General features: G+C 37.3%; 30 protein-coding genes and 2 pseudogenes. 23 read left to right on the top strand and 9 right to left on the bottom strand.

Annotated elements, in window-relative coordinates; genetic code table 11:
• Positions 1–71: 71 nt before the first annotated feature.
• The 6 genes and pseudogenes from MUN88_RS10205 to MUN88_RS10230 form a co-directional block, all read right to left on the bottom strand.
• Positions 72–455 carry a group-specific protein gene (locus tag MUN88_RS10205; protein WP_244724024.1) on the bottom strand — a complete coding sequence of 128 codons (384 nt, stop codon included), beginning with the start codon at positions 453–455 and terminating at the stop codon, positions 72–74.
• Between the two features lie 92 nt (positions 456–547).
• The gene (locus MUN88_RS10210) at positions 548–1,012 is read right to left on the bottom strand and encodes a GNAT family N-acetyltransferase (RefSeq protein ID WP_244724027.1); all 465 of its coding nucleotides are present in this window, start codon (positions 1,010–1,012) and stop codon (positions 548–550) included.
• Between the two features lie 232 nt (positions 1,013–1,244).
• Positions 1,245–1,373, bottom strand: a pseudogene (locus tag MUN88_RS10215) (helix-turn-helix domain-containing protein); the annotation flags it as partial.
• Positions 1,336–1,671, bottom strand: coding sequence for a hypothetical protein (locus MUN88_RS10220; protein WP_244724710.1), 336 nt, complete (start codon positions 1,669–1,671; stop codon positions 1,336–1,338). The gene MUN88_RS10220 and the pseudogene MUN88_RS10215, both read right to left, overlap by 38 nt.
• A 6-nt stretch (positions 1,672–1,677) precedes the next feature.
• On the bottom strand, positions 1,678–2,208 hold the full coding sequence (locus tag MUN88_RS10225; protein WP_244724029.1) for a methylated-DNA--[protein]-cysteine S-methyltransferase: 531 nt from the start codon (positions 2,206–2,208) through the stop codon (positions 1,678–1,680).
• Entirely contained in the window at positions 2,205–2,762 is a 558-nt protein-coding gene (locus MUN88_RS10230) for a bifunctional transcriptional activator/DNA repair enzyme AdaA (RefSeq protein WP_244724448.1), read from the bottom strand. The genes MUN88_RS10225 and MUN88_RS10230 overlap by 4 nt, the downstream gene beginning before the upstream one ends.
• A gap of 285 nt (positions 2,763–3,047) precedes the next feature.
• Here MUN88_RS10230 and MUN88_RS10235 point away from each other — a divergent pair, with 285 nt between their 5' ends.
• The 8 genes and pseudogenes from MUN88_RS10235 (at position 3,048) to MUN88_RS10265 (ending at position 8,270) form a co-directional block, all read left to right on the top strand.
• Entirely contained in the window at positions 3,048–3,587 is a 540-nt protein-coding gene (locus tag MUN88_RS10235) for an ATP-binding protein (RefSeq protein WP_244724451.1), read from the top strand.
• A 107-nt stretch (positions 3,588–3,694) separates the two neighbouring features.
• Complete coding sequence (locus MUN88_RS10240; protein WP_244724031.1) at positions 3,695–4,366, top strand: HAD-IA family hydrolase; 672 nt, start codon at positions 3,695–3,697, stop codon at positions 4,364–4,366.
• Between the two features lie 63 nt (positions 4,367–4,429).
• The gene (locus MUN88_RS10245; RefSeq protein ID WP_244724033.1) at positions 4,430–4,879 is read left to right on the top strand and encodes an NUDIX domain-containing protein; all 450 of its coding nucleotides are present in this window, start codon (positions 4,430–4,432) and stop codon (positions 4,877–4,879) included.
• A gap of 78 nt (positions 4,880–4,957) precedes the next feature.
• The gene (locus MUN88_RS10250; protein ID WP_244724035.1) at positions 4,958–5,173 is read left to right on the top strand and encodes an HAD family hydrolase; all 216 of its coding nucleotides are present in this window, start codon (positions 4,958–4,960) and stop codon (positions 5,171–5,173) included.
• 47 nt (positions 5,174–5,220) lie between these two features.
• Complete coding sequence (locus MUN88_RS21875) at positions 5,221–5,415, top strand: HAD family hydrolase (protein WP_369809988.1); 195 nt, start codon at positions 5,221–5,223, stop codon at positions 5,413–5,415.
• Between the two features lie 51 nt (positions 5,416–5,466).
• Positions 5,467–6,201, top strand: a pseudogene (locus tag MUN88_RS10255) (SDR family NAD(P)-dependent oxidoreductase).
• Between the two features lie 136 nt (positions 6,202–6,337).
• On the top strand, positions 6,338–6,877 hold the full coding sequence (locus MUN88_RS10260; protein WP_244724038.1) for a sigma-70 family RNA polymerase sigma factor: 540 nt from the start codon (positions 6,338–6,340) through the stop codon (positions 6,875–6,877).
• Positions 6,855–8,270, top strand: a complete 1,416-nt coding sequence (locus MUN88_RS10265; protein ID WP_244724041.1) for a DUF4179 domain-containing protein — start codon at positions 6,855–6,857, stop codon at positions 8,268–8,270. The genes MUN88_RS10260 and MUN88_RS10265 overlap by 23 nt, the downstream gene beginning before the upstream one ends.
• 77 nt (positions 8,271–8,347) lie before the next feature.
• On the opposite strand, the gene ftsW is transcribed toward MUN88_RS10265, so the two are convergent.
• From ftsW to MUN88_RS10280, 3 genes are read right to left on the bottom strand one after another with little or no spacing between them, the layout of a single operon-like run.
• Positions 8,348–9,445 (bottom strand): putative lipid II flippase FtsW, encoded by a 1,098-nt coding sequence (ftsW, locus tag MUN88_RS10270; protein WP_244724044.1) that lies wholly within the window; start codon positions 9,443–9,445, stop codon positions 8,348–8,350.
• Positions 9,446–9,466: 21 nt separating this feature from the next.
• On the bottom strand, positions 9,467–10,621 hold the full coding sequence (gene rodA / locus MUN88_RS10275; RefSeq protein ID WP_244724047.1) for a rod shape-determining protein RodA: 1,155 nt from the start codon (positions 10,619–10,621) through the stop codon (positions 9,467–9,469).
• 8 nt (positions 10,622–10,629) lie between these two features.
• Entirely contained in the window at positions 10,630–11,238 is a 609-nt protein-coding gene (locus MUN88_RS10280) for a helix-turn-helix domain-containing protein (protein WP_244724050.1), read from the bottom strand.
• Between the two features lie 502 nt (positions 11,239–11,740).
• Here MUN88_RS10280 and MUN88_RS10285 point away from each other — a divergent pair.
• The 15 genes from MUN88_RS10285 (at position 11,741) to MUN88_RS10355 (ending at position 24,800) form a co-directional block, all read left to right on the top strand.
• Complete coding sequence (locus tag MUN88_RS10285; protein ID WP_244724052.1) at positions 11,741–12,736, top strand: LCP family protein; 996 nt, start codon at positions 11,741–11,743, stop codon at positions 12,734–12,736.
• 562 nt (positions 12,737–13,298) lie between these two features.
• The gene (locus MUN88_RS10290; protein ID WP_305852504.1) at positions 13,299–14,222 is read left to right on the top strand and encodes an ABC transporter substrate-binding protein; all 924 of its coding nucleotides are present in this window, start codon (positions 13,299–13,301) and stop codon (positions 14,220–14,222) included.
• Between the two features lie 74 nt (positions 14,223–14,296).
• Positions 14,297–15,301: a FecCD family ABC transporter permease gene (locus MUN88_RS10295; RefSeq protein ID WP_244724056.1), complete on the top strand. Its 1,005-nt coding sequence runs from the start codon at positions 14,297–14,299 to the stop codon at positions 15,299–15,301.
• A 1-nt stretch (position 15,302) separates the two neighbouring features.
• Positions 15,303–16,316: a FecCD family ABC transporter permease gene (locus tag MUN88_RS10300; RefSeq protein WP_244724058.1), complete on the top strand. Its 1,014-nt coding sequence runs from the start codon at positions 15,303–15,305 to the stop codon at positions 16,314–16,316.
• A 15-nt stretch (positions 16,317–16,331) separates the two neighbouring features.
• Positions 16,332–17,039, top strand: a complete 708-nt coding sequence (locus MUN88_RS10305; RefSeq protein ID WP_244724060.1) for an IucA/IucC family C-terminal-domain containing protein — start codon at positions 16,332–16,334, stop codon at positions 17,037–17,039.
• Between the two features lie 379 nt (positions 17,040–17,418).
• Positions 17,419–17,856, top strand: coding sequence for a VOC family protein (locus MUN88_RS10310; RefSeq protein ID WP_244724063.1), 438 nt, complete (start codon positions 17,419–17,421; stop codon positions 17,854–17,856).
• Complete coding sequence (locus MUN88_RS10315) at positions 17,857–18,174, top strand: hypothetical protein (RefSeq protein ID WP_244724066.1); 318 nt, start codon at positions 17,857–17,859, stop codon at positions 18,172–18,174.
• Positions 18,175–18,237: 63 nt separating this feature from the next.
• The gene (locus MUN88_RS10320; protein ID WP_244724068.1) at positions 18,238–18,768 is read left to right on the top strand and encodes a hypothetical protein; all 531 of its coding nucleotides are present in this window, start codon (positions 18,238–18,240) and stop codon (positions 18,766–18,768) included.
• A gap of 327 nt (positions 18,769–19,095) precedes the next feature.
• On the top strand, positions 19,096–20,331 hold the full coding sequence (locus MUN88_RS10325; RefSeq protein ID WP_244724071.1) for a dicarboxylate/amino acid:cation symporter: 1,236 nt from the start codon (positions 19,096–19,098) through the stop codon (positions 20,329–20,331).
• A gap of 78 nt (positions 20,332–20,409) precedes the next feature.
• Positions 20,410–20,742 (top strand): hypothetical protein, encoded by a 333-nt coding sequence (locus tag MUN88_RS10330; RefSeq protein WP_244724075.1) that lies wholly within the window; start codon positions 20,410–20,412, stop codon positions 20,740–20,742.
• 284 nt (positions 20,743–21,026) lie between these two features.
• A complete protein-coding gene (locus MUN88_RS10335) occupies positions 21,027–21,587 on the top strand; it encodes a biotin transporter BioY (RefSeq protein WP_244724078.1) in 561 nt (186 codons plus the stop codon).
• Positions 21,588–23,039, top strand: coding sequence for an AMP-binding protein (locus tag MUN88_RS10340; RefSeq protein WP_244724081.1), 1,452 nt, complete (start codon positions 21,588–21,590; stop codon positions 23,037–23,039).
• Positions 23,036–24,130 (top strand): acetyl-CoA C-acyltransferase, encoded by a 1,095-nt coding sequence (locus MUN88_RS10345; protein ID WP_244724453.1) that lies wholly within the window; start codon positions 23,036–23,038, stop codon positions 24,128–24,130. The genes MUN88_RS10340 and MUN88_RS10345 overlap by 4 nt, the downstream gene beginning before the upstream one ends.
• On the top strand, positions 24,112–24,468 hold the full coding sequence (locus tag MUN88_RS10350; protein WP_244724084.1) for a hypothetical protein: 357 nt from the start codon (positions 24,112–24,114) through the stop codon (positions 24,466–24,468). The genes MUN88_RS10345 and MUN88_RS10350 overlap by 19 nt, the downstream gene beginning before the upstream one ends.
• Entirely contained in the window at positions 24,465–24,800 is a 336-nt protein-coding gene (locus MUN88_RS10355) for a MaoC family dehydratase (protein ID WP_244724087.1), read from the top strand. Before MUN88_RS10350 ends, MUN88_RS10355 begins: the two co-directional genes overlap by 4 nt.
• Positions 24,801–25,130 lie beyond the last annotated feature (330 nt).

The following is a 25,130-nucleotide window of genomic DNA, read 5'->3' on the forward strand; positions in this document are numbered from 1 at the left end:
AACAAAAGATCAGCTATCGTTGCTCAAAATCCTTGTTGCGTTTTAGCCACCCGTTGCTTAATAATACTTGCTTATTTTGTCACTGTTACAATCAACTCATCAATGGTTCCAATACATTTCTCAACTTCAGATAAGTGGTAAAACGTACTTGTTGTTTCGAATTTATGTACTTCATCATTTTGTGAATAGAGATAAATTCTTTTTCCTTGTCCAAGTGCAATACCAAATTCAATATGACTTCCTTTGCCTGCTGGTAATAAAACTATTATAAAATCTGCTTCCATTACAGCATTCTTTTCTTCTTGTCCTATTTCTTTTAAATCGTCAATCGTTGAAGCTCTTTCATTTTTTGTCCAATCATATGTTTGAATATAACCTTTGTTTATTAACTCAGTACTAACGTAACGAACTGTATCTATATTTTTAAAACTCGATGCAACATAAAATTTTTTCATTATTTATCTCCTTTGTTAACATTGCTGCTTCATTAGCGAAAGATGCGACTCCCCTGTTCAGCAATAGCCACCCGTTACTTTAATAGGAGTTTTTAACATTTATACTCCATCTTCAGAAACTCAAATGTACTTCCATTTGTATCTTGCATGAAAGTCTCTACATCTTTAAATCCGACTTTTCTATATAACTTTATTGCTCTTTGATTAAAAGTTGCAACTGATAATGTTATTTTTTCAGGTTTAAACTCAGATTGAATAAAGTTAATACCTGCTCTTAAAAATTCTGTCCCATTACCTTGTCCAGTTAAATCAGGTCTCATTCCTAAACCAATATCACAGGTTCTGTGGGCAACTTTACTAAAACTAAGGAACGCAACCAATTCATTTTCTATTGTTACAGAAAATGTTGAGTTCCCTCTTTCTTCTGGGTTTAAAAATTCAGTTAAATCTTCTTCATCAGCTTCCATATTATAAAATGAATATTCGCCTTCATAATGCCAGTTAAATGCAATATTTTCTGCTTGTTTTTGTGTCATGACACTAAATTCATAAGTCATTTTAATTCTCCTTCATTTCTATCTTTTATCTCCTTGTTCAACTTTTCTGCTCGTTAGTTTAAGTGAATAACTTCACAATGTTATATATCTTCTTACTTAAATCATACCAGAATATAAAGAATTATTGTTCCCATTTTCCACAATTATGGAAATAATTTTTGTTGCGCAGTATAAAGTCTACTACGTAATTAGAGATACTCCACAATCGTGTCTTATATGGAATAAGGAGTGACTAATTGTTCACTTCTGACAGCTTTCTATATAATGAAGCCCTAGATACATTTGTAATTTCACAAATTTGATTTACAGTCATATTTCCTTCTTTATATAGCTTTACTGCATAATTCATTCCTGCGTATGATGTTGTTATCGAGATCAAACCACTCACAAATATAACCCACGATTGACTCTTTATCTTCGAATAATGCAGGCTTTGTATTGGCTAGAAATTCAACGTCCAGATCTTCCTTTTCATTTGCACGGATACGTACTAATGTACGCACATTACTAATCTCAATAACACGAGTAATCCTATCGTTTTCGATTTCAAACATGCATTCATTGTGGTCCCTCTGTAAATAATCCAAATTCACCTTGAAATTAAATGCTTCAGGTGTTTTTATTATAATGTGATTGTTATGTTCCTCCCATGACCTCATGAATGTCTACACTCTCGTCTTGTTCGATTCTTCCATTGCAAGCAGTGCTTTTTTCATCTCTAAGCCTCCACGAAATCCAGTTAGGCTACCACTTTTAGAAATTACTCTATGACAAGGCACTACCATCATAACTGGATTTGCTCCATTAGCTGTTCCGACTGCGCGCACAGCATTCGGTCTCCCAATTTTCTCAGCAATATCCGAGTAAGACACCACTTCTCCATAAGGAATATTCTGTAGTTCCTTCCAAACCGCTTTTTGAAAGGATGTACCTTTCAGATCGAGAGGAATATCAAATGTTTTTCTTTTTCCATGCAGATATTCTATCGTTTGATGTACATAGTTACTAACTTTTTCATCATCTTCTATCAGTCTTGCATTTGGCCTGTTTTTATCTGTCCAAATCTGTAATTTGTTTATCGCTTTATTTGGAGAGCCGACAAAACATAATCCTTGGTCAGTTGCTGCAATATAAATCGTCCAATTTCCGTGGTTTAATGTTCCATAATAGATGGTTTGTGCATGTTTATTTTTCATTTATTACCCCTTCTTTTTCTAAATTGACTTGGTGTTTGACTATTTTTCTCTTTGAAGACAGTTGAAAAGCGTGAAGCATTTGTGATTCCGACCAGTCTACCAATTTCCTGTATAGGGAGGTCAGTTTGAACTAAATACTTTTCCGCTTTTTCGATTCTCAGTTGCTGCACATATTCTAGTGGCGTTATGCCTTTTATCTTTTTAAACACACGATGCAGGTGATAAGAGCTGCTGTGGCAATGTTCCGCAATTGATGTTAAAGTTAAAGGGTTGGAATAATTCTCTTTGATATACATTTCAACATGTGAAATCCATTCCTCATCAGGTAGACTGTTTCCTCCTGATTTACAGTGTTTACAGGGCCTATAACCTGCCTTTAGCGCATCTTCTGCTTGCGTAAAAATAGTGACATTATCAAAATTCGGAACTCTTGATTTACAAGAAGGTCTGCAAAAAATGTTGGTTGTTTTTACAGCATAGAAAAATTGATCGTCATAGCTTTTATCATTTTCCACTATCGCTTTCTTTCGTTCTTCAGTGAGTTGCAGCATCATCAATTCATCACCTCTGGTCTAAATTTTACACCTAATTCAAATAAAAGAAACATTTGTCGAGTTGAATAGCAAGATATGAAAAGAATTTTTTGCAATTCGGTAAAAATATTAATGGAATATTATGTTAAAATAAGAAGAGAAGACAGCAATTCATTTAATGCTTCATTATCCATTGATGAAGACACCTTCTTACATCAACGTCTATCACATTTCCATTATAAGACTCTAAAAATAGTAGGTTGAATAATGGAAAAAAGAATAGTCATTTACAAAGGAGGAATGTTATTGAATAGAAAAATACACATTTTAGGTGCTTCAGGGGCTGGGACATCGACATTAGGTGCCGCATTATCCAAGGTTTTACCACACAGGCATCTGGATACGGATGATTACTTTTGGATAACCAAATTCACTGAACAAAGAGAAGTACCGGAAAGAAGAAGATTGTTGGAAAAAGATTTATCACTAAACGAAAACTGGATACTCTCTGGTGCTGTTTGTGGTTGGGGCGATAATTTTAAAAGTAGTTTTGATCTTGTTTTTTTCTTATGGATTCCTCAAGATATAAGGCTTGAAAGACTAAAACAAAGGGAATTCCAGCGTTATGGAAATGAAATATTAGCTGGAGGAAGCAAATATGAGCAATCGAAAAAATTCCTGGAATGGGCTTCTTTATATGATAGTGCTGGAATGGAAGTGAGAAGTAAAACGTTACATGAGCATTGGATGGCAGAGTTATCTTGCCCTGTATTAAAAATAGAAGGTGATTATTCAGTCGAGGAAAGAGTAGATATTGTATTGGATTATCTGAAAGCTAAAGGGTGATAGGTATTTTTGCAAAAGTGGCCATAAAAGTAGCCGAAGTGGCCATAAAACATCGAAAAGTGACCAAGGTTATAGATCGATTACTTTATTTATTTGGGGAGGAGATAATGTTAAAAGCAATAATATTCGATTTTGACGGTTTAGTTTTTGATACGGAGACTTTTGATCTCAAAGCATTTCAGGAATTATATCAAAAATATAATGTTGAATTTCCACTTGATAATTGGATGAATTCTATTGGCATTTCGCTTGCATTTGATCCCTACGAACCGTTATTAATGAGTCTCCCTGGAATCAGTAGAGATGATGCTAAAGAAGAGCGGAGTAATTTATATGAAAAATTATTAGAAGGTAAAGCCCCAAGAGAAGGTGTTGTGGAGTACTTGGAGCGAGGCAAACAACTGGGTATGAAAATTGCAATTGCATCAAGTTCTACAAGAAGCTGGGTGGAACACCATTTAAATATATTAGGGATTAAACCGTATTTTGACTATATTTGTACCTCTGATGATGTCGAGAATGTCAAACCCGAACCAGACTTGTACAAAAAAGTTCTTGAATATTTTGACATTAGCGCTAAAGAAGCTGTTGTGTTTGAAGACTCTCCAAATGGTTCATTAGCTTCGATACGTGCTGGAATACCTTGTGTGATTGTACCTAATGAAACAACTGAAGTGCTTCCTTTTGATAAAAGTGTTGCGTTGCGTTTGAATTCCAAGAAGGATAAGACTTTAGATGAAGTTTTGGAAGCGGTATCGATTGTAGATACATTTGATTAATGTAAAGGAGCTTCCCTTTAATTTAGTGGAAGGAGAATTGAACATGTACAGGGGGACACCTTCTTGAATATTACCAAAAATAATGGTTTCGAATTTCTTGATTTTCTTGTAGTAAAAGAGTCGGAACTATATGATTATCATCGATTGGCTGGTTCTTATGCAGTAATAGAATGTGACGGTAACTATCTTTTTTGTTATAACACTTTGAGAAAGCAATGGGAATTATCAGCAGGGCGAAGGGAAAAGAATGAGACACCGAAAGATTGCGCGATAAGAGAACTTTACGAAGAAACTGGTCAGTGTGTTTCGGAATTAGAATTTAAAGGCTTGTTAAAAATAAAGAACTTAATCAGTGGCGAAATGAAGTATAATCCTGTTTATTTTTCTACTATTGAAAAACTCCAAGCCTTTCAAAAAAATAATGAGATATCTGAGATACAATTATGGGACTTGAAGCAAAAGATTGGCTACATAGATGAAGTAGATATAAAGATACTCGATTATTTTGATTAAATTATCCATACTTAGGAAAGGTGAAAAACACATGACACAGCAAATAAAAGCACTATAGTTGACTGGGGAGACACCCTTATGTGGGATTTCCCCAAATTTGAAGGTCCGATGGTTTTATGGGAGAATGTTGAAGCAGTTCCGGGTATCAAAGAAGTATTGGGAACATTGCACTTGGATTACATATGCTGTGTAGCTTCTAATGCTGGGGAATCTACTAAAGAATTAATGGGAGAAGCGTTAAATAGAGTAGATTTAGGTGAATATTTTAATCACTTATTTACCTCTCGTGAATAGGGGCCACGAAACCAAACCATGAATTTTTCAATAAAATCCTCCAAAGCATAAATCTTAAACCCAAGGAATGTATGATGATAGGTAATGATTATCTAAAGGATATAGTTCCCGCTAAAGCAGTTGGACTTCATACGATTTTATTTACAGATGATGAAAACACTAAAATTGAAAAATGTAGTGATGCAGATTATACTATTCATTCTATGAATCAGCTGCATGAGATAATCTTACATTTAGAGTAATAGTTTGGAATGTTCAATAAACATTGTACGATCACTGAGAGGAGTTTATTAGTGCTTAAAAATAAGAAAGTATTAGTAACTGGTGCAGGTGCTGGCATTGGAAAAGAGATAGTCAAGCAATGTTTAGCCGAAGGTGCTTCAGTAATTGCCTGCGATATCAATAAAGATAATCTCTATGATCTGAAAAAGTCTATCCATAATGATGGTTATTTCCATACATATCAGTTGGACGTAAGTAATTATGAAGAGGTATACGATTTTTTGAATATCTTCAGAGAGAGGATATTAATGTAGAATGTTTGGTCAATAATGCTGGAGTTTATTTAGCAAAAAATCTACTCCATTATCAAATAGATGAAATCAATAAAGTATTAGACATTAATATCAAGGGCTGTATTTATTTCTCCCAACTGTTCGGCAAGAGAATGATGCAGCATAAGTCAGCGGGAGTAATAGTAAATATTTCTTCAGTTTCTGGACTGGAGGGAAGTTCAGATACCATATACGGTGCATCTAAAGCTGCTATTTATTGGTTGGACTAAAAGCTGTGCAATGAATTTTTCCCCCTATATAAGAGTAAATGCTGTTGCTCCAACGATGGTTAACACCTCAATGATGGAGGCAATACCGGATTGGAGAAAAGAAGAGTATATAAGTCACCAGCTGATAAAAACGCCAGTGATGCCTGAAGATATTGCTGATACGGTTGTGTTTTTACTGTCAGATAAAGCAAAGCATTATACTGGTGCAACTTTCGATATAAATAATGGTGGGTACTTAAGGTGATTTTATTTTGAAAATCCCAAGATGTGTCGATGGCAATACATAACCAAAGCTAGAAGAAAACATTTTTCTTCTAGCTCATTTTTTTTGAAACTTTTTCATCTGCTGGCTGCTCTAACGGATGAAAGGGGGGTATAACTTGAAAGATTTATCTATCGTGAAAAAAGCTATAAATGGGAACGAAAAAGCGTTTGAAACGCTAGTCAAAAAGGAAAGTGAGAAACTCTATAAAACTGCTTTTCTTTATGTCCGAAATAAAGAGGATGCCTTGGATGTACTCCAGGAAACTATATACAAGGCTTTTATATCCATTGAACAAGTAAAGCAACCGCAGTTTTTTAATACCTGGCTGACAAAAATACTGATCCGTACTGCTTATGATGTCATAAGAAAGCGAAAGAAAGTCGTTTTTGATGAGGAACTTATGCGTAATATTTCTGACGATAGCAGTATAGATGTGGAAGGCAAAATGGATGTGTTAAACGCCATTTCCGGTTTAAGCAAAAATTATCAAACCGTCATTATCTTATTTTACTACCACGACTGTACGATTGATGAGATTGCGGAAACAATGGGGAAACCCGCGAACACTATCAAAACCTATTTACGTCGGGCAAAAATGGAATTAAAAAAAAGTATTGGAGGGATGAATTATCATGGACAAAGAGCGTTTACATAGAGAAATAGATGAAATAGAAGTTCCACAGAGCGAAATATATCATGCAATAGAGAAAGGGATGGAGGAAGGTCGTAAAGAAAAAGTACCAAAAAGAAGATCCAAGGTTAAATTTTTTAGTGCTGCAGCATCGATTGCGGCAGTAGCATTCTTAGCAGCAGGTTTCATTTTTGCACCTATTTCATATGCCCTATCTTCTATTCCTCTGCTAGGCTCTATTTATGACAAGGTTGGTATGCAAATCGGAGAAGAGTTATTGGAAAGCGATTTAGTTACGCAGCTTAATCAAAAGGCGTCAAGTAAGGGAGTTGATATCACGATAACAAGTGCTTATTATGACGGTAATGTCATTGGTATTACATTTAATGCGAAAGGTGACAAACTTTCATTGGATCGTGTTGGAGGTGCAGGACCAGAAGCTGGATATGGCTTTCATCTTTTTGACGGAAAAGAACAAAATCAGTGGTCTGCTTCCATGTCAGGCTTAAAAGAAACAGAAGATGGATACATCGCCTCGATCGAATTTTACAATGATGATGCTGATTTACTTGAAAACGATACATTGCCATTAACCTTCACTAGTATGACAGGTGTCAAAGGCCGTTGGAAATTTGATGTGCCGGTTGAGCAAATCCCTTCTGAAACGATTTATTCGGAAGCTGCGACTGAGCTTGAAGGTTCAGGATATTCACTTCAAATGGAGTCCATTGTGAAAGGAAAGGCGACGACGATATTAAATTATAAGACGACACTGCCCTTGGCAGGCAAAGAGGATGAATTAAGAATTACAGTGTTCGATAATGAAGGTAACCGTTTATCTAAATTCCACCCCAATGTATTAACAACAGAGATAAAAGCAAATTCTGTTGTGAAAAAGAACCAAGAAATGTTTAGCAGTAGCATCAGTGAAGATGCAACGTATTTAACTGTTCAACCTGAAATCGTAAAATCGGATAAAGATATTGTACAGACAATGGACCAATCGACTCCTTTTACCGTAGAGAGTAGCAGGTTTGACTATTCGATAAAAGTAAATAGTATACAGCAAGAGGGAGATCAGCTAATATTGGATTATCATATACAGAATGTCGATACCGGTTCGATTCGAGAAGATGTCATTCAATATTTTGCAGACTTTATCATGATCATAAAGTCTGACAATGTTCAAAGGGATGAAACGGGAGAATTGAATATGATGAAAATGCTTGAATATAGGATTCGAAGTGATCAAGCAACGTTACAAGAAGATGGCAATCGCCATTTTCAATCCATTTTTGAATTAAAAGATCAAGATACGTTTGATTATAGAAATTATTCCATTGAAGTACCATTTGGAACATTAAGTGAAAATGAAGAGCCGATTAAAATGGAACCAATGAAAGTGGAATTAGAGTAACATAAAGAGCAGGTGTTGGAAAATCTTTTCAACACCTGCTCTTTTATACGTTTGCCTATTATATAACTTAAGATCACCTATATCCTCCGAAAACAAGAAATATTTAGCAGAATGCCAACAGATACAATACTAATTAACAAGGAAGAACCTCCATAGCTTAAAAATGGTAATGGAATACCTGTTATCGGTAAGGTACCTGATACTGCACCTAAATTAATGAATGCTTGGGTTACTATTTGTAAAGTGATGCCTACTGCTAATAATTTACCAAAATTATTTTTGGCGCGCATTCCAATACGAATACCTTTAACAAAGAAGAAGAAATAGAAGCCTAGGACAAGAAGCACCCCTATAAATCCCAATTCTTCCGCTATGATAGACATAATAAAATCCGTATGAGCTTCAGGTAAATATCCATGTTTCTGCACACTTTGACCCAGACCTAACCCGGTAACGCCTCCTGAGTGAATAGATATATAGGAATTGACTAATTGATAACCTGCACCATCCATGTCTTCAAAGGGGGCCAGAAAGGATGTAATACGCATCAAGCGGTATGGCGCCATTAAAGCAAAACAGGAAAAACCTAAAAGTGCGAAACACATTAACAAAATTAAATAGCGGAGACGAATCTCTGTGAAGAATAGAATGATACCACATGAGAATATAATTAGAGTAGCAGAGCCTAAGTCAGGCTGAGATATTATCAGACAGAATACTATTGCTAATATAATTAAAGGTGGTAGCAGCCCTTTTTTGACATTATTTATCTCTTCCTCATTCTTGCTGTAGAAATAAGAAAAATAGATGAGGATGGTTAATTTTGTTATTTCAACAGGTTGAAGTAATATACCCCCGATTGATAACCATCTGCTTGAATAATTACGTTCCACCCCTATTTGTGGAATCAATACAAGAACTAAAAGAAGAATGGTTAATATGGTGAGAGCAGAAACAAGTTTCCCATATAACTTGTATGGTAATACTATCGTTGGGATCAGAAATAATAAACCGAGCAGAGCCCAATATAACTGTCTGTGAAAGTAATACTCTGCGTTATCAAACCGTATAAGAGCATAGGGAGAACTAGCACTATATACCATAGTTACACCAAAAAAAATAAAAAGAACTACGGCTATTAATAAGGTTAAGTCCATTCGTTTTAAGTATTGCAATGCAAGCCCCCTCCTACGCCATCACTCTGTATTAGTGAAAAAAATATAATTTTTTGATCTAGCATCTATACTTTGTACTAAACCAAGTGCAAACAAATTAGTCATTAAAGCACTCCCACCATAACTGATGAAAGGTAATGCAATACCTGTTACTGGCATTAACCCAATAGTCATGCCAATGTTTTGAAACACCTGAAAACCAATTAATAGGATGACGCCAACACATATATAAGTACCGAATATATTATCTGTCCGTAATGCTATCGTTATTATTCGATAGATTAATAAGAAAAATAATAAAACTAAGAGACTGCTGCCCATAAAACCAAATTCCTCCCCAATTACGGCAAAGATAAAATCAGTATGTGCCTCAGGTACACGGCCACTTTGCACTTGAACTCCTTGACTAAATCCCGAACCATTGAGTTGACCCGCACCAATTCCAAGCATGGCATTTTTAACTTGATAGCCAAAATTATCCGAGTAATCTGAAGGGCTTAGCCAACTATAAATTCGTCCTAATTGATGTGTTTGAAATACATTAGTAACAACATCTTCATGAAAAGTGAATAAATAGATGAGAAAGGAGCCACTTGAAGCTATAACAGTGAAGATAAGGGTGATCATTTTGCTACTGATAGTCGAAGTAAGTACTAATCCTATAGAGGTTATAGCTATCAAAATGGCAGAGCCTAAATCAGGTTGTTTCAATATAAAATAAAAAGGAAAAATAGAAATAGCCATGGCTTTAAAAACAACGGGAATGCTTTTACTAAATGACAAATTCTTTTTGCCGTTTTTTTTAAGCATCGCAGCTAAATAGATCACTAAAAAAACCTTCATCAATTCAGAAGGCTGAAACTCCATAAATGTTAAATCAATCCATCTTTGAGAACCATTTTTTAATACACCAAAAAAACGAACATAGAGTAGTAGCATCATACCGAAGATATAAAGATATACAGCCCAATTTTCAAGTAATTCGTAATCAAATCTGCTGACACCTATCATCAAGGCAAAACTGATGGTGTACCAGATGAGTTGTCTGAGTGCGAAGTGAAAGGATTGACCATCTGTATATTGACCAGTTCCACTATAAACGGTTATCAAGCTGATGATGAAAAAGACGATAAGTATGAAAAGAATCAAGTAGTCTATCGATTTATTTTCGCCCATTCGTTGTCTCATTCTTTCTGTGTTAAGGATTGCGCTACGTACTGTACAACAAATCCATCATCTAAAAACCCAACCGGAAATAAGTAGTCAGGTATCATGTCTGTTGAAGTGATAAAGTATAATAAGGCTCCACCTATTAATAAGATGTCTTGCTTTGTTCCTGCATTTTCTTTAAATGATTGAAACATCGATTTTAATTGTTCTATCAATGGTCCTTGGCTGCTTAATTCGGAAAGTTTTGCTTTAAAATCATTTAGAATAGTTGTCCTTCCTTTTTCTGTTGCTCCCTTTAATTGATGTTTGTGCAGATTATCTTGAAGAGCAGTAAAGGTAAATTCTTTGACAGAGAATCCCATATTTTCGATTATGACTCGAATATTGTGGAATTGCTGAGCTATACTCTCTCCCTTATTTTGCTCCATAGTTAATAACTCAGATATAGGTATATTTAAGCAATTCGATATTGCATGAATATGATTCAACGTCGCTTTTCTTTGTCCATTTAAGATTCTGGAAATGGTAGATACATTAATAGCTGTTTCTTTTGCTAATTCACGCATACTTGTATTCGTTTCTTTAAGTTGTTTTTTTACCAAAAGAGTATTTAGTTCAGGCATACATATGCACATCCTTACATGTATAAGTCATGTTTTTTTCATCACTATTATTGTAGATGGTAATTAAAGAATAAAGAAGTGTTGACATTTTGTCAACACTTCTTTATTCTTTTGGTTAGAAACAAATACTGTCTACTATTGCAATCCAGGCTACTATATAATCTGTACATATAAATGACATTGTTTTCACAGGTTCCGCAGCTTTTGGACAGGCTCCTTTGTGTTCAGCGCAAGCTTGCTGGTGACATTGCGTTTACCACCAACTACTTCATTCCTATAGAGAAAAAGGACAATTAAGGTGCTTGCACAAGGTTTTAGTGCTCTTCTTGTTTCTTAACGAAGGGAGGGATAATGACTGGTATTGCAAGTGGGATAGGTTAGCTACTGTTACTCCATTCGTTCGCGGGAGAAAAACGCTTCAGAAAATAGCGTCTTCTTTATATATCAATAGCTTTAATGTTTAAAACTTAGGAAGCAAATGTACGAAGGAGGTAGATTTATAGTGAGTGATCGATTAAAGAAGAGGTCAAATAAATATAAGCGAAAATTACTACTTTGGTTTCTGTTCGTTGTGTTTCTTCTAGTTCTATCTTGTGGAACATATATATTTGTTCAGGTCTACACCGCGACAAAAGGTGCATATGAAGAGATAGATCGACAAGGGAATAAATCAGAATATAGAGAAGAGGAAGTAACCTTTAGCAAGGATCCCATCTCCATTCTGCTCATAGGTGTGGACTATGGTGTTGAAGGGAAGAATGGTCGTGCAGACACGTTAATGGTTGTGACGCTCAACCCGTCAACGAAAAAAACCACGTTAACCACGGTTCCCCGAGATACGAGGGTAGAATTTTATGAATCGGAAGCTCAAGAATATGCGGGATTTCATAAAATTAACGCAGCCTATTCCTACGGTTCAATTTTTGAATATGGGTCCAATAAATTAACGATCGAAAAGGTAGAAGAATTGCTTGATATCCCAATAGATGAATATGTAGCCCTTGACTTTGATGCCTTTCACCAGCTGGTAGATACATTTGGTGGTGTAACCGTGGATGTAAAACAACCTTTTAGTCAAAAAAGTTTTAAAAATGATGGAAAGATGATCAATTTTGACAAAGGAATAATGAAAATGAATGGAGAAGAGGCACTAGCGTTTGTCAGGATGAGAAAGCATGCGGCAAATACGCTTTATTCCCGTGAAGAAAGACAGCGTCAATTTGTTCAAGCTGTGATAAATGAAGCGCTATCTACTACAACCTTTTTGAAGATAGCGGAACTTTCTAATGTTTTGGAAAATAATATAAAAACAAGCTTAAGCCCGTCTGAAATTCTTCAATTACAGAAAGCATACGCATCTATGGATAATGTGGATGTGCAGACATTTGAAATAGAAGGTCAGAACGAAGTACTTCATGATATATATTACTTCATTCCTGAGGAAGAAAGTTTGTTAAACGTGTCCGAACAAATAAAGCAGGAGTTGGCATTACCCTAAATTAGCTTAGGATGTTTCCTTGTTTTAAGTGTTATTTCATATGTCAATATAGCTGAAGTTAATCAATGTTACAGAAGCTTTAATCTGGTCCAAATCTTATAATACATATTGTGTACTGGAGGAAATAGTAAATAAGGGAAAAAATGGGGTCAAATGATGATCCCATTTTTTTGTTATTTTTGGAGGATGAATTAAAAGCATGATACCTCTTACAATTGCAAAAAAAATAACCATTCAAGTTCAATAAATTAGTCTGTTTTTTTATCTGATGCAAGAAAGGAACGTCCATGATACCACCATATATTCGCAATGTGTGAAACAGTTCTTCAACTAATTTGCGCCTATGTGTCATCCGGGGTATTTGGTATAGAAGAGAAAAAGATAAGCTAGCAATCTAACAGACTTCATTTTTCTAAAAAAATAGAATCAGCTATTGCTATCTGGTTTATATTACTGTACACTAGTAACGACATTTTCAAATGAAAGTGATTCTCATTATCATAACAGGAGGAAGATTCAATTGAAAAAAGGGGTAATTATTTCTATTATATGTTTATTTTTCATGTTCTTGGCTGCCTGCGGTCAGTCCGAAAGTACTAACCAGGAGGAGAATGATGATAAAGCAGAAGCAACGGGTTCGATTGAAATTGATCATGCTCTTGGAACAACTGCTATTGATGGAGAGCCGGATCGGGTAGTTACGCTTTATCAAGGAGCAACAGATGCAGCGGTTGCTTTAGGGATTAAGCCAGTAGGTGTTGTAGAATCATGGCGTCAGGCTCCGATGTATGATTATCTAAAAGATGATTTAGGAGAAGTTACATATGTAGGTCAAGAAACACAGCCTAATTTAGAAGAGATTGCAGCACTTGAACCTGACGTGATTATTGCCTCAAAGATGAGACACGAAGAGATATATGATCAACTAAGTGCTATTGCGCCAACTGTTGCACACGAAACTGTATTTGCTTTTAAGGAAACGCTTGAATTAGTTGGAAAAGCAACTGGTAAAGAAGAAAAAGCGACGAAGCTATTAGAAGATTGGGACAATAGAGTAGCGGATTTCCAAGAAAAGGTTGCCTCAGAGTATAAAGGAGAATGGCCACTACATGCAGCTGTTCTCAATTTTAGAGCAGATCATGCTCGTATTTATGTAACAGGTTTTGCAGGTTCTATTCTAGATGAATTAGGGTTCAAGGGACCAGCGAATATAACAGACAAGTCACAAGCTGTGCTTAAGCTAACAGATAAGGAAAGTATTACAGAAATGAATGCTGACGTCTTTTACTTGTTTATGGATGATGACCCTGCAGTGGAACAAACGTATCAAGATTGGACTTCGCATCCTTTATGGGAAGAACTTGACGCCGTTCAATCAGATCAAGTCAACCGTGTGGATGAAGTGGTCTGGAATATGGGAGGGGGTATCATCGCGGCTAACCTAATGCTCGATGATATCTACGATCGATTCGACTTAGAGAAATGATAAGAGCAGGTAGGAGCAACTTCCTACCTGTTGATTTTTGCTATTATGCTCTAGAATACAATGAGGTGTGTCAGATGAAAACGAAATCTCGAGTAAAAAAAAGGGTGCTAACCTTTATTGTAGCTGTTATCCTTTTCATTCTATCCTTTTTTGCTAGTCTAACACTCGGTCAAACGAATATATCTATTTCTACGACGCTTCAAGCAATTCTGCGGTTTGATCCCAATAACACGGAACATATTATTGTGGTCACTTCCCGACTGACCAGAACGTTGATTGCATGTGTGATTGGAGCTAGTCTTGCGATTGCAGGTGCTATGATGCAAGCATTAACTCGAAATCCACTGGCATCCCCAAGTATTTTCGGTATTAATGCTGGAGCTATCTTTTTTATTGTAGTTGGCATTACCTTCTTTTCTATGGAATCGTTGACGCAATATATGTGGATTGCTTTTTTGGGAGCAGGAGTAGCGGCAATATGTGTCTATGTTTTAGGAAGCTCTGGTTCTCAAGGGGTGTCACCGCTAAAAATAGTATTATCTGGTGCAGCAATTTCAGCATTATTTATGTCCTTTACACAAGGTCTATTGGTAATAGATGAGCAACGAATTCAGACAGTCCTGTTTTGGATGACTGGTTCTGTTGCAGGAAGAAGTATGGATATGTTATTACCCGTTTTTCCTTTTATTGTATCAGGGATGGTGATAGCACTTTTAATGGGACATTCTATGAATATATTGTTGTCAGGTGAAGATGTAGCAAAAGGGTTAGGGCAACAGACGTTGTGGATTAAGATATGTATGGCTATCGTTGTTGTTTTTTTAGCAGGAGGTTCTGTTGCTATTGGTGGCTCTATCGGTTTTCTCGGATTAATCGTACCTCATATGGTACGGGGGCTGGTTGGTCCTGATTATCGCCTGGTTCTGCCTTTATGCGGAATTACAGGAGCATGTCTGTTATTATTTGCTGACGTAGCAGCACGATTAATTATTATGCCACAGGAAGTGCCGATTGGTGTCATGACAGCGTTTATAGGAACACCATTTTTTATTTACATTGCTAGACGGAGGTTATCATAAAATGGTCGCAGCACAAACCAAAAACGGAAGAAGATTGCTCTATATATACCTCGTTTTAGTGCTTGTTTTATTTGGAGTAGTAATGCTAAGTTTATCAATGGGAGCGGAGTGGATATCTCCTCTTGAGTTATGGCGCTATTTTACGGGACAAACAGAAGGACAATACGATTTCACCATTTATATGTTGCGATTACCTAGAGTCCTATTAGCAATAGTAGTTGGGAGCTGTCTAGCTGTTGCCGGACTTATTTTACAATCGATTATTCGTAACCCGCTGGCTTCTCCGGACATTATTGGCGTGACTGCTGGTGGCTCTGTGGGTGCAATGGTTTTTCTTGTCCTATTTATGGGGACGATAACTATCATTTGGTTACCTTTATTTGCAATATCAGGCGCTGCCATTGTTATGATTCTCATCTATGGATTATCATGGAAAAATGGCGTAACACCCAATCGTTTAGTTTTAATTGGCATTGGAATAGCGGCTGCCATGCAAGGTCTTGTATCATTTATGATTGTTTTTAGTGATACAAGTGTTACAACCAAGGCATATATATGGATGACCGGTAGTATTTACGGTGCTGTTATGAAGGATGTCTATCAGCTTTTACCTTGGGCAGTCTTGGGTATTTTGATGACGGTTATGTTAGCAAGAACGGTTAGTACGTTGGAATTAGGTGATGAATTAGCAACCAGCCTGGGTGTACGTGTGCAATTAATTAGATTGTCATTATTAATTCTTAGTGTTTTGTTGGCTGGTTCGGCTGTCGCTTTTGCGGGTGGAATCGGGTTTGTAGGATTAATTGCACCTCATATCGCAAAGAAGTTAATTTCTTATTCCTTTGTACTTCTTGTACCAATAACAGCTGTAATCGGTGCTATAATGGTAGCAGTATCTGACCTTGTTGCACGGACGGCTTTTTACCCGTTAGACCTTCCAGCGGGAGTATTCACTGCTGCAATAGGAGCTCCGTTCTTTATCTATTTATTGTATCGAAACAGATATCATAATTAAAAGGGAAGTTTTGCTATGAATGAATTAATAAATGATCTAAAAAACTACCATCTCCACCTGAATCCAAAAGAAGGGGTACTCGTAACAGATTTATTCGATGATGCTAAATGCAAACACATGTTAGAAGAACAAAGTAATATTTGGGGAGCACCTAACTTAGTAATTGCTGCTTCTATGTTTATAAAGAGATACGCAATGATTACTGTGTCATCTACAATGTATAGCATGATTGTTCATCAAACGGTTTTGTCCCTTCATCCTGCCACATTGACATGGTCTAAGAACGGTTCGCTGGGCCTGAAGCATGAAGAGGTAGTATATATTACGTTAAACAAAACAAATCGGAATACAATACGGGAAAGTTATTTGCAACAATTATTTGCTCAACATCTTACACCTTTGGTATTAACACTGTCGAGAATGACAGGTGTTAAGGAGGAAATGCTGTGGGAAAATATTGCAGTGAGAATTAATTCTGTTTATCGTAAGCTGTTAGAAAAGAATCCGTCAGAACAAGTGATTACTAATATTTATGAAGATTTTCATTTCCTTATACAAGCTGATGCCGAACTATTTGGCATAGGGAGTAACCCATTAGCTTGTTATCTTAAGATAGGTGAGGAGTTGAAGGAAAATCCTCAGCGAAAAACTTGCTGTCTGTACTATCTTTTAGATAAAAATAGAGGCAAAGGAAACTACTGTGTGAACTGTCCTTTAATATAATTACCTAATGTATGTGTTCCATTTCATTTAGTAAAATCAGAATCAAAGAGGCAAATAATCTAAACTTCTTCCTATTCAAGAGTTTAGATTATTTAATATCGAATAATAGTTAAGGGAATGGGTAATCCATTGATAGGTGGCTGATTTCTTTGAGGATAAAGGATCAGCACCTTTTTTATGTCCGGAATATGGAAAAAAGACTATTCAGCCAAATGTTTTAAAAATATTTCTTTGAAAATGGTTATTTATGTTAAAATATAAAAGAGGTTCTGAAAATATTCGATTTAACGTCGTGATTATAGAGGCATAATTAAACAGAAAATAAATGCTGATCGGAGACATATGAATGAAAAATAGGAATATATAGGAGGTATGAAAAATGAAAGTCCATAGAATCGATCATGTTGGTGTTATCGTCCAGGATCTTCCTGCCGCTAAGGACTTTTTTATTGAACTTGGACTGGAAGTGTTGGGGGAAGCAGAAGTGGAAGGGGAGTGGGTGGAACGGATTATTGGTCTTACGGACGTTAAAGAGACGGTTGTCATGTTAGGAATGCCAGACGGTGAGGCAACCTTGGAACTCGTCAAATTCCATACGCCTTCAGATGAAAATGGGATGCAGCCATCTTTTTCAAATACGCTGGGTATCCGGCATATTGCATTTGCTGTCCAAGATATCGAATCGATTGTTGCCAAGTTGAAAAAGAAAGGCGCCGAACTTGTTGGTGAGATACAAAACTATGAAAACGCTTATAAATTATGCTACATTCGTGGTCCGGAAGGGATTATTTTGGAGTTAGCGGAGAAGATCAATTAAATGAAAGAAGTGATTCAACATGGGAGTTATCCAAGCAATTACCCTTTCGTGATTGACGCAGTGATTGTATTATTTGTCCTCTATAGGCTTCGACATAAATATAACCAAGGTGAACTGGGGAAGAAAAAAACAAAACGTGCCCAAGTGATAGTAGATAGCTTGATACCGATGGGAATGCTTGCTGGCTGTGCTATCGGTGTGCTGGCAGGGATCTATTTGCCGTATTCACTGCTGCTTACCATCAGTTTAGGAACTGGAATCGGCTATTTGTCTGGCTATTTTGCTTATGAAATGTATAGTCATCAGGAAAATATGTAAGTTTTTGAAAACGCATACTTAAATTAACTTGGCTGTGTTATTAAGAAATGAAGGTGGTCAAATATGCATGTTATTGCATGGATAATTGTAGCGTGTGAAATTGGGTTTTGGATTTTTATTATCGCAGGATTAATAACGAGATATATGTTAAACAAGGAAAAAGCGGGTCTCTTTTTATTGGCGATGACTCCAATTGTCGATCTTGTTTTACTAGTCGTAACGAGTATTGATGTATATCGTGGAGCAGAAATAACAGGGGCACACAGCATTGCGCCCATTTATCTAGCCATATCTATTGTTTATGGAAAATCGATGATTCGATGGGCAGATGAACGTTTTTTATATTATGTGAAACGCGAGGGTCCGAAACCAAAACGCAGAATCGGAATGGATTATGCAAAACATAGTATGAAAGGCTCCTTACAGCATGTGCTGGCTTATATAATAGGGGGCGCACTGCTGTTGTTGATGATTTTCTATATTGGAAAATCCAGTGAAACAGAGGTACTGTGGGGAACCCTCCAAGTATGGGGAATCGTTGTACTAATTGACATTGCCATTTCTGTCACTTATTTTATTTCGCCAAGAAAATAACAGGTCTGGACTTTCCTTTATACACCTTATTGGCGCTAGGTAAATAGTTTTATATTTGTGAAAATATTTTAAAACTTTCTTCATTTATTATACAATAGTGTTTATATTGAAAAAGTGGTAGACTGTTGGATTCTTTCGTTTTGCCTATCCCCATGTTTGAAACTACATAAATAGATCCAGTAGAAAAAGAGATCCTCTTCTATAAGAAACCACGAATAAAACGCAGCAGGCAAGAATCGAAAGTGCGTAGTAAAAGGGATTCTGGTCTGATATTTATGATGAGCAAATTTTATTAGAAAAGATAATCAACGAGAAAGGACGAATGATATGAGTTTAACGAAAAAGATACTGATTGCACTGGTTTTAGGTGTAATTACAGGTATTGGTTTATCGTTGTTACCGAGTGACATTTTTTCTGGTGTTGATACCTATGTATTAAATCCAGTTGGACAAATATTCTTAAATCTAATTATGATGATTGTTGTACCGATCGTTTTTGTATCCATTGTTCTGGGAACGGCTGGTCTTGGTGATCCTGCTAAGCTCGGGAAAATTGGGATTCGAACGATTGGCTTTTACTTATGTACGACTGCTATAGCTTTATTCATTGGGCTTGGAGTTGGCTTAATTCTGGAGCCTGGTAAAGCGGGCACATTTGATACAGGAAATGCGAGCTATGAAGAAGAAGCTGCGCCACCTATTATGGATACCTTTATCAATATTATTCCGGAGAACCCAATCGAAGCAATGTCAACGGGGAATATGCTGCAAATTATTGCTTTTGCCGTGTTTATTGGGATTGCTTTAGCAAAACTTGGTGATAAAACAAGCGGAATACTTAGATTATTTGAACAAGCAAATGAGATTTTAATTTTTATAGTAAATGCGGTAATGAGAACGGCTCCCTACGGTGCGTTTGCTTTAATTGCATCTGCAATTGGAGATGCCGGATTAGATGCATTAGGGTCGATGTTAATGTATATGATTGCAGTTATCCTGGCATTGTTTATCCATGGGGCTATTACGTACAGTTTAGCTATTAAAGGATTAGGAAAAGCCAGTCCGATAAAGTTTTATAAACTGTTTTTCCCTGCGATGTCTGTTGCCTTCAGTACCTCGAGTTCAAGTGCCACACTTCCAATTTCTATGAAAATGGCACAGGAAAGACTCGGGGTGAAAAAGTCAATCAGCAGTTTTGTTCAGCCATTAGGTGCAACGATTAATATGGATGGTACTGCGATTATGCAGGCGGTAGCTACCGTATTTATCGCACAGGTATATGCAGAGCCACTAGGCATTAGCCAAATGTTAATGGTTGTCTTAACCGCAACTCTGGCAAGTATCGGTACAGCCGGTGTTCCTGGTGTTGGACTCATTATGTTGGCAATGGTGCTGAAGCAAGTCGGCTTACCTGTAGATGGTATAGCATTAATAATCGGTGTTGATAGATTATTAGATATGTTACGTACGTCGCTTAACATTACCGGTGATGCTGCTTGTGCGTATATTATATCAGAAGGCGATAAACGGGATGAGAAAGAGAAAGCGGGAGAAACTGCTTAGAATGGAAACACGTCTATTTTTGGATAGGCGTGTTTTACATTATAAAAATGATGTCATTTGTCGAGTAGAAAGGAATGATTGCATATAAGTAAGCGTAGATCTATCAAGTTTTTAACTTATGTAACAGCAATATCTATCACGACAATAGTTTTTATTATTCTCATTTGGTATGGTAAAGGACTTAATGAAGAAGATTATGCATACATGGACGAAGGGTTGGTAATAAAAAAAGAATCAAAAGATGATAGTTTTTTAAAATCGTATAAGGTAGTTATTTATACATCTGACGAGTTGTTCCACATAAATGTAAGCGAGGATTTATATAATAAAATAGAATTGGGAACATACGAGGATATTAGAGTTGTTAAAGGGGTAGCAAGGATAGTAGAAAGTGATAAAAAATCGGGGTGATAAGCTGTGAGGGCGGTTAGTGTGTATATAATATGTCTAGACATAAGCAATTAGCAGAAGCCAAAACCGGTATCTTTAGCAGAAGGAGCGCTCAACTCCACTTAAATAAATAGTAGAAATGCAACCTCCAACAAGTCTTTTTGTCAACGATGGAGGTTATTTCTGTTGACTAAGAACTTCAAAAATTGCGGAAGATCTCACATGCCTGTAAAACCGTTTATCACTTTACAAAATATGAAAAAAAACCTACACTATTGTTAACTTTTTATATAAGTTGGTTTACAATGAAAGTTAATCATATTATCTATGTATCTATGTTTGCGGCAATTATGGGTGTATTAGGGATTCTTCCGCCGATTCCTTTGGCCTTTTCTCCTGTACCGATTACAATGCAGACCTTTGGGGTGATGCTAGCTGGAAGCCTGTTGGGATCCCGTTTCGGTCCGAAATATGCAGCTTTAAGCCAGATGTTGTTTCTATTGCTTGTGATGGCGGGAGTACCACTGTTATCTGGTGGACGTGGTGGAGTGGGCGTCTTTTTTACACCGTCAGCAGGCTTTTTAGTTGGTTGGATCGCCGGTGCTTATGTGATCGGATATGTATGTCAGCGTATGAAAGCTGTATCAGTCAGCAAAATGTTACTGGCTAATGCTATTGGTGGTATTCTTGTTATTTACGTAATTGGTATCCCGATTCAAGCTATGATTATGCAAATTTCTGTAGGTGAAGCGGCAATCCTCAGCATGGCATTTCTACCTGGTGATTGTTTGAAAGTGACGATAGCATCACTAATTGCTGTTAAATTGCATGCTGCGATTCCTGTTAATAGAGAGGTGAGAGTCTGAATGAATAAAATTACCGATCCTTACGATCAACATGCCAAACAACATCCAGACCGTCCTGCTATCATTATCGATGGTATGACCATTTTTTATCGGGAATGGGCGAAGCTTGTTCTACAGACAGCAGCTGCTTTTTCACAAGAGTCATCAGTTCATCAGCGGGTTGCGATATTTCTTCCAAACGGGCACTTGTTTCTTCAAGTATTTGCCGGAGCGAGTACAGCAGGATGGGCTAGCATTGTGGGGGATATGCGTTGGAAGCAAGAAGAAATGGAAGAGCGCTTACATGAAACCGCACCTGATATAATCGTTGCTGACGAGAGCATGAGAAAATATTTACATAATCAACCGGCGAAGATTATTTTATCAGGAGAAATTAGTGAATGGCTGTTCCATGAAAATGAATGCCAACCTGATGAAACAGATAATCCATCTTTTTATATTGGCTTTACTTCCGGATCGACTGGAAAACCAAAAGCATTTTCACGATCACATCGGTCATGGGTAGAATCTTTTCAGTGTAATCGGACTGATCTTTCGATGACGGGAGAAGAACATGTTTTACTTCCGGGCTCTTTTGTGAATTCAACCTTTTTATATGGAGCGTTAAGCACATTGTATTTAGGCGGGACGGTTTATATCCTGAGAAAATTCTCAACTGGTCGGGTGATGGATGTAATGAGGCATTATCCGATTTCGATCATGTATGCAGTACCGACCATGATACAAGCGTTAATTAATGGAGGATGGGAAGAGAAATCGCGAGTAACCTTTCTTTCTACAGGTGCTAAGTTATTGCCTTCTGTCAAACATATGGTAAAGAAAAAGTTCCCATATGCCAGTATCTATGAATTCTATGGCGCATCTGAGCTCAGCTATATTACGGTATTGAAGGAACAGGAACAGGCAGAGTACGGAGATTCAGTCGGCAAGGCTGTACATAATGTCGAAATCATTATTCGTGGGGAAGATGGCAACGAAGTACCTCCTAATGAAAAAGGGATATTGTATGTGAAGAGTAAGATGCTTTTTGACAAATATCTTGATAACGGAGAGGAAACCGAAAAAGTATTTGATGGAGAGTGGGCGACGGTTCATGATATTGCCAAAAAGGACAAAGACGGTTTTATCTATATACTAGGACGCCAGAATGACATGATTCTTTATGGAGGAATGAATATATATCCTCAAGAAATAGAGAAGGTATTGAAAAAAATAAAGGGCGTCGAGGAAGTGGTGGTATTTGGTGTGAATGATGAGTACTGGGGAGAAAAAGTGGCTGCATGTATCAAAGGTGACGTGACTGTAAAATCCCTGCAAGCCTATTGTCTGGAGCATTTAACTGCATACAAAATACCTCGGATTTGGAGAAAGTTCGATCGTTTTCCGTATACATCTAGCGGAAAGGTTTCGCGTAAGGAATTAAGAAAATGGCTGGAGGCAGAACAGGCATGAAACGGGCCGTTATCGTCGATGCAAAAAGAACAGTAATTGGGAAGAAAGAGGGAGTTCTGAAAGGATATCCTCCTGAAAAACTGGCTGCATCTGTGATTCGAGCACTTATTCAAGATCTTCCTCTTCCTGTCGATGATATTTTGCTGGGAAATGCAGTTGGTCCAGGTGGAAATCTGGCAAGACTGTCATCGTTAGAGAGCGGGCAGTTGGTTTCTGTAACAGGTATAACAATCGACCGGCAATGTAGTTCGGGATTGGAAGCGATCCGTCTGGCGTGCCATCTGATTCAAGGTGGTGCAGGTGAGATATTTGTTGCGGGGGGTGTGGAAAGTGCCAGTCAATCACCATTTAAAACTCGGGCTCGTTTTTCACCCGAAGCTATTGGAGATCCAGATATGGGGATGGCGGCAGATCAAACTGCACGAAATTACGGGATTACAAGAAAAATGCAGGATGATTATGCACTGCTGAGCTATCAACGAGCGATTCACTCACTGAAAGAAGGCTATTTTAAGGAGGAAATCGTTAGCTTGGATGGGGTTCCTAAAAAAGACGAAAGTCTCAATCCCAGGATGAATTATAAACGAATGCTTGACCGCTTGTCACCCTGTTTTATGGAGAATGGAACGGTTACGATGGGGAATTGTTGCGGTATTAATGATGGCGCTGCAGCGGTACTGGTGATGTCTGAGGAAAAGGCCCATCAATTGGGATATCGGCCTATCTTAAGATTTGTCGACAGCGCAGTAACCGGTGTGGATCCGAACTATCCAATTACAGGCGCTGTTTCTGTTATTTCTAAGCTGCTTTCTACGTGTAAATTAACGGCTGATGATATTGATTTAATCGAGTTAAATGAAGCATTCGCTGCAAAGGCTGTGTTAGTTTCAAGAGAACTTTCGATGCCATACGAAAAAATAAATGTGGATGGTGGTGCCATTGCGCTGGGCCATCCCTTTGGTGCATCTGGCGCTATATTGGTAACACGTCTATGTTATGAGGTGCAACGATATATGGCAAAGTATTGCTTATCTGTGATCGCGGCTGGTGGTGGAATAGGATGTTCAGTGCTATGGGAAAGCCTAAGATGAAAACAGAGATAGTGTCTGTGTCGATTACAAAAGAAATGGTTGAGGAATTTGAGTCGCTTTTTGGCAAGCAGCTTGCATTACCGCCAACATTTCCGATGATCTTTTACCGTTATATGGACATTCCGTGGCAACCCCAGTCTCCTCCGATCTTAAGAAAACATCATGGCACAAAAAACAAGGAGCTTTCTGTCGGCGAAACGTATCAATGCCAGGTGAAGCTGGAAGTGAAAAAACAGAGGAGAAATACTATTTTTTATACCGAAACGCTTTTGGTAAATGATGAGCATGGAGAGGAGTGTGCGCGATGTGTATCCTACTTACTCACAGGATCACAATGACGAAAGAACGGGTGAGGCAGTATGCGTTCCTTTCCGGTGATGATAATCCGATTCATTTGGACGAGTCAGCAGCAGTGCGTCAAGGGTTTCCAGCACCTATTGCTCATGGATTACTGACAATGGGTCTTGTGATGAGCATTGCTTCCCCTTTTACTGAAAAAGGAATGAGTATTTCAACATATGTGATGCGGTTTCTCAAACCGGTATATGTAGATGAAACGATAGAAATCACTGCAGAAGTAGTACATATGGGGAACTGTATTCATCTTAAGATTACCGGTGAAAAGGTTAGAGGATCCTTAATTATGCATCCCAGTCATAATCTACAATAGTATTTATGGAAAGGTATACAAAAAGAAAAACTTACACCCTGGTATCTTATCATGGAATATGGAAGACTCTATTACGATTACAGAGGTCTCAATGCCTTAGACGGTTTCTGGGGTTTTTATGGCCACTACGTTAGGTGTTGACAACTTTGCCTTTTTACCATGGGCTATTTTTAACCATGGTGGTATTTATTTTCAGCGTTATATGGTTTTCTTGCTCCGATTACAGGAGGTTTTGGGATTCGGAAACTGGAGATAATGAATAAAGGTGATTTTTGCTTGTTTGATAGACATCTTCCGGAAAGTTGATGGCCATGGTTTTTTCGAGAGGTG

This window comes from Gracilibacillus caseinilyticus, from assembly GCF_022919115.1.
Classification (GTDB): domain Bacteria; phylum Bacillota; class Bacilli; order Bacillales; family Amphibacillaceae; genus Gracilibacillus; species Gracilibacillus caseinilyticus.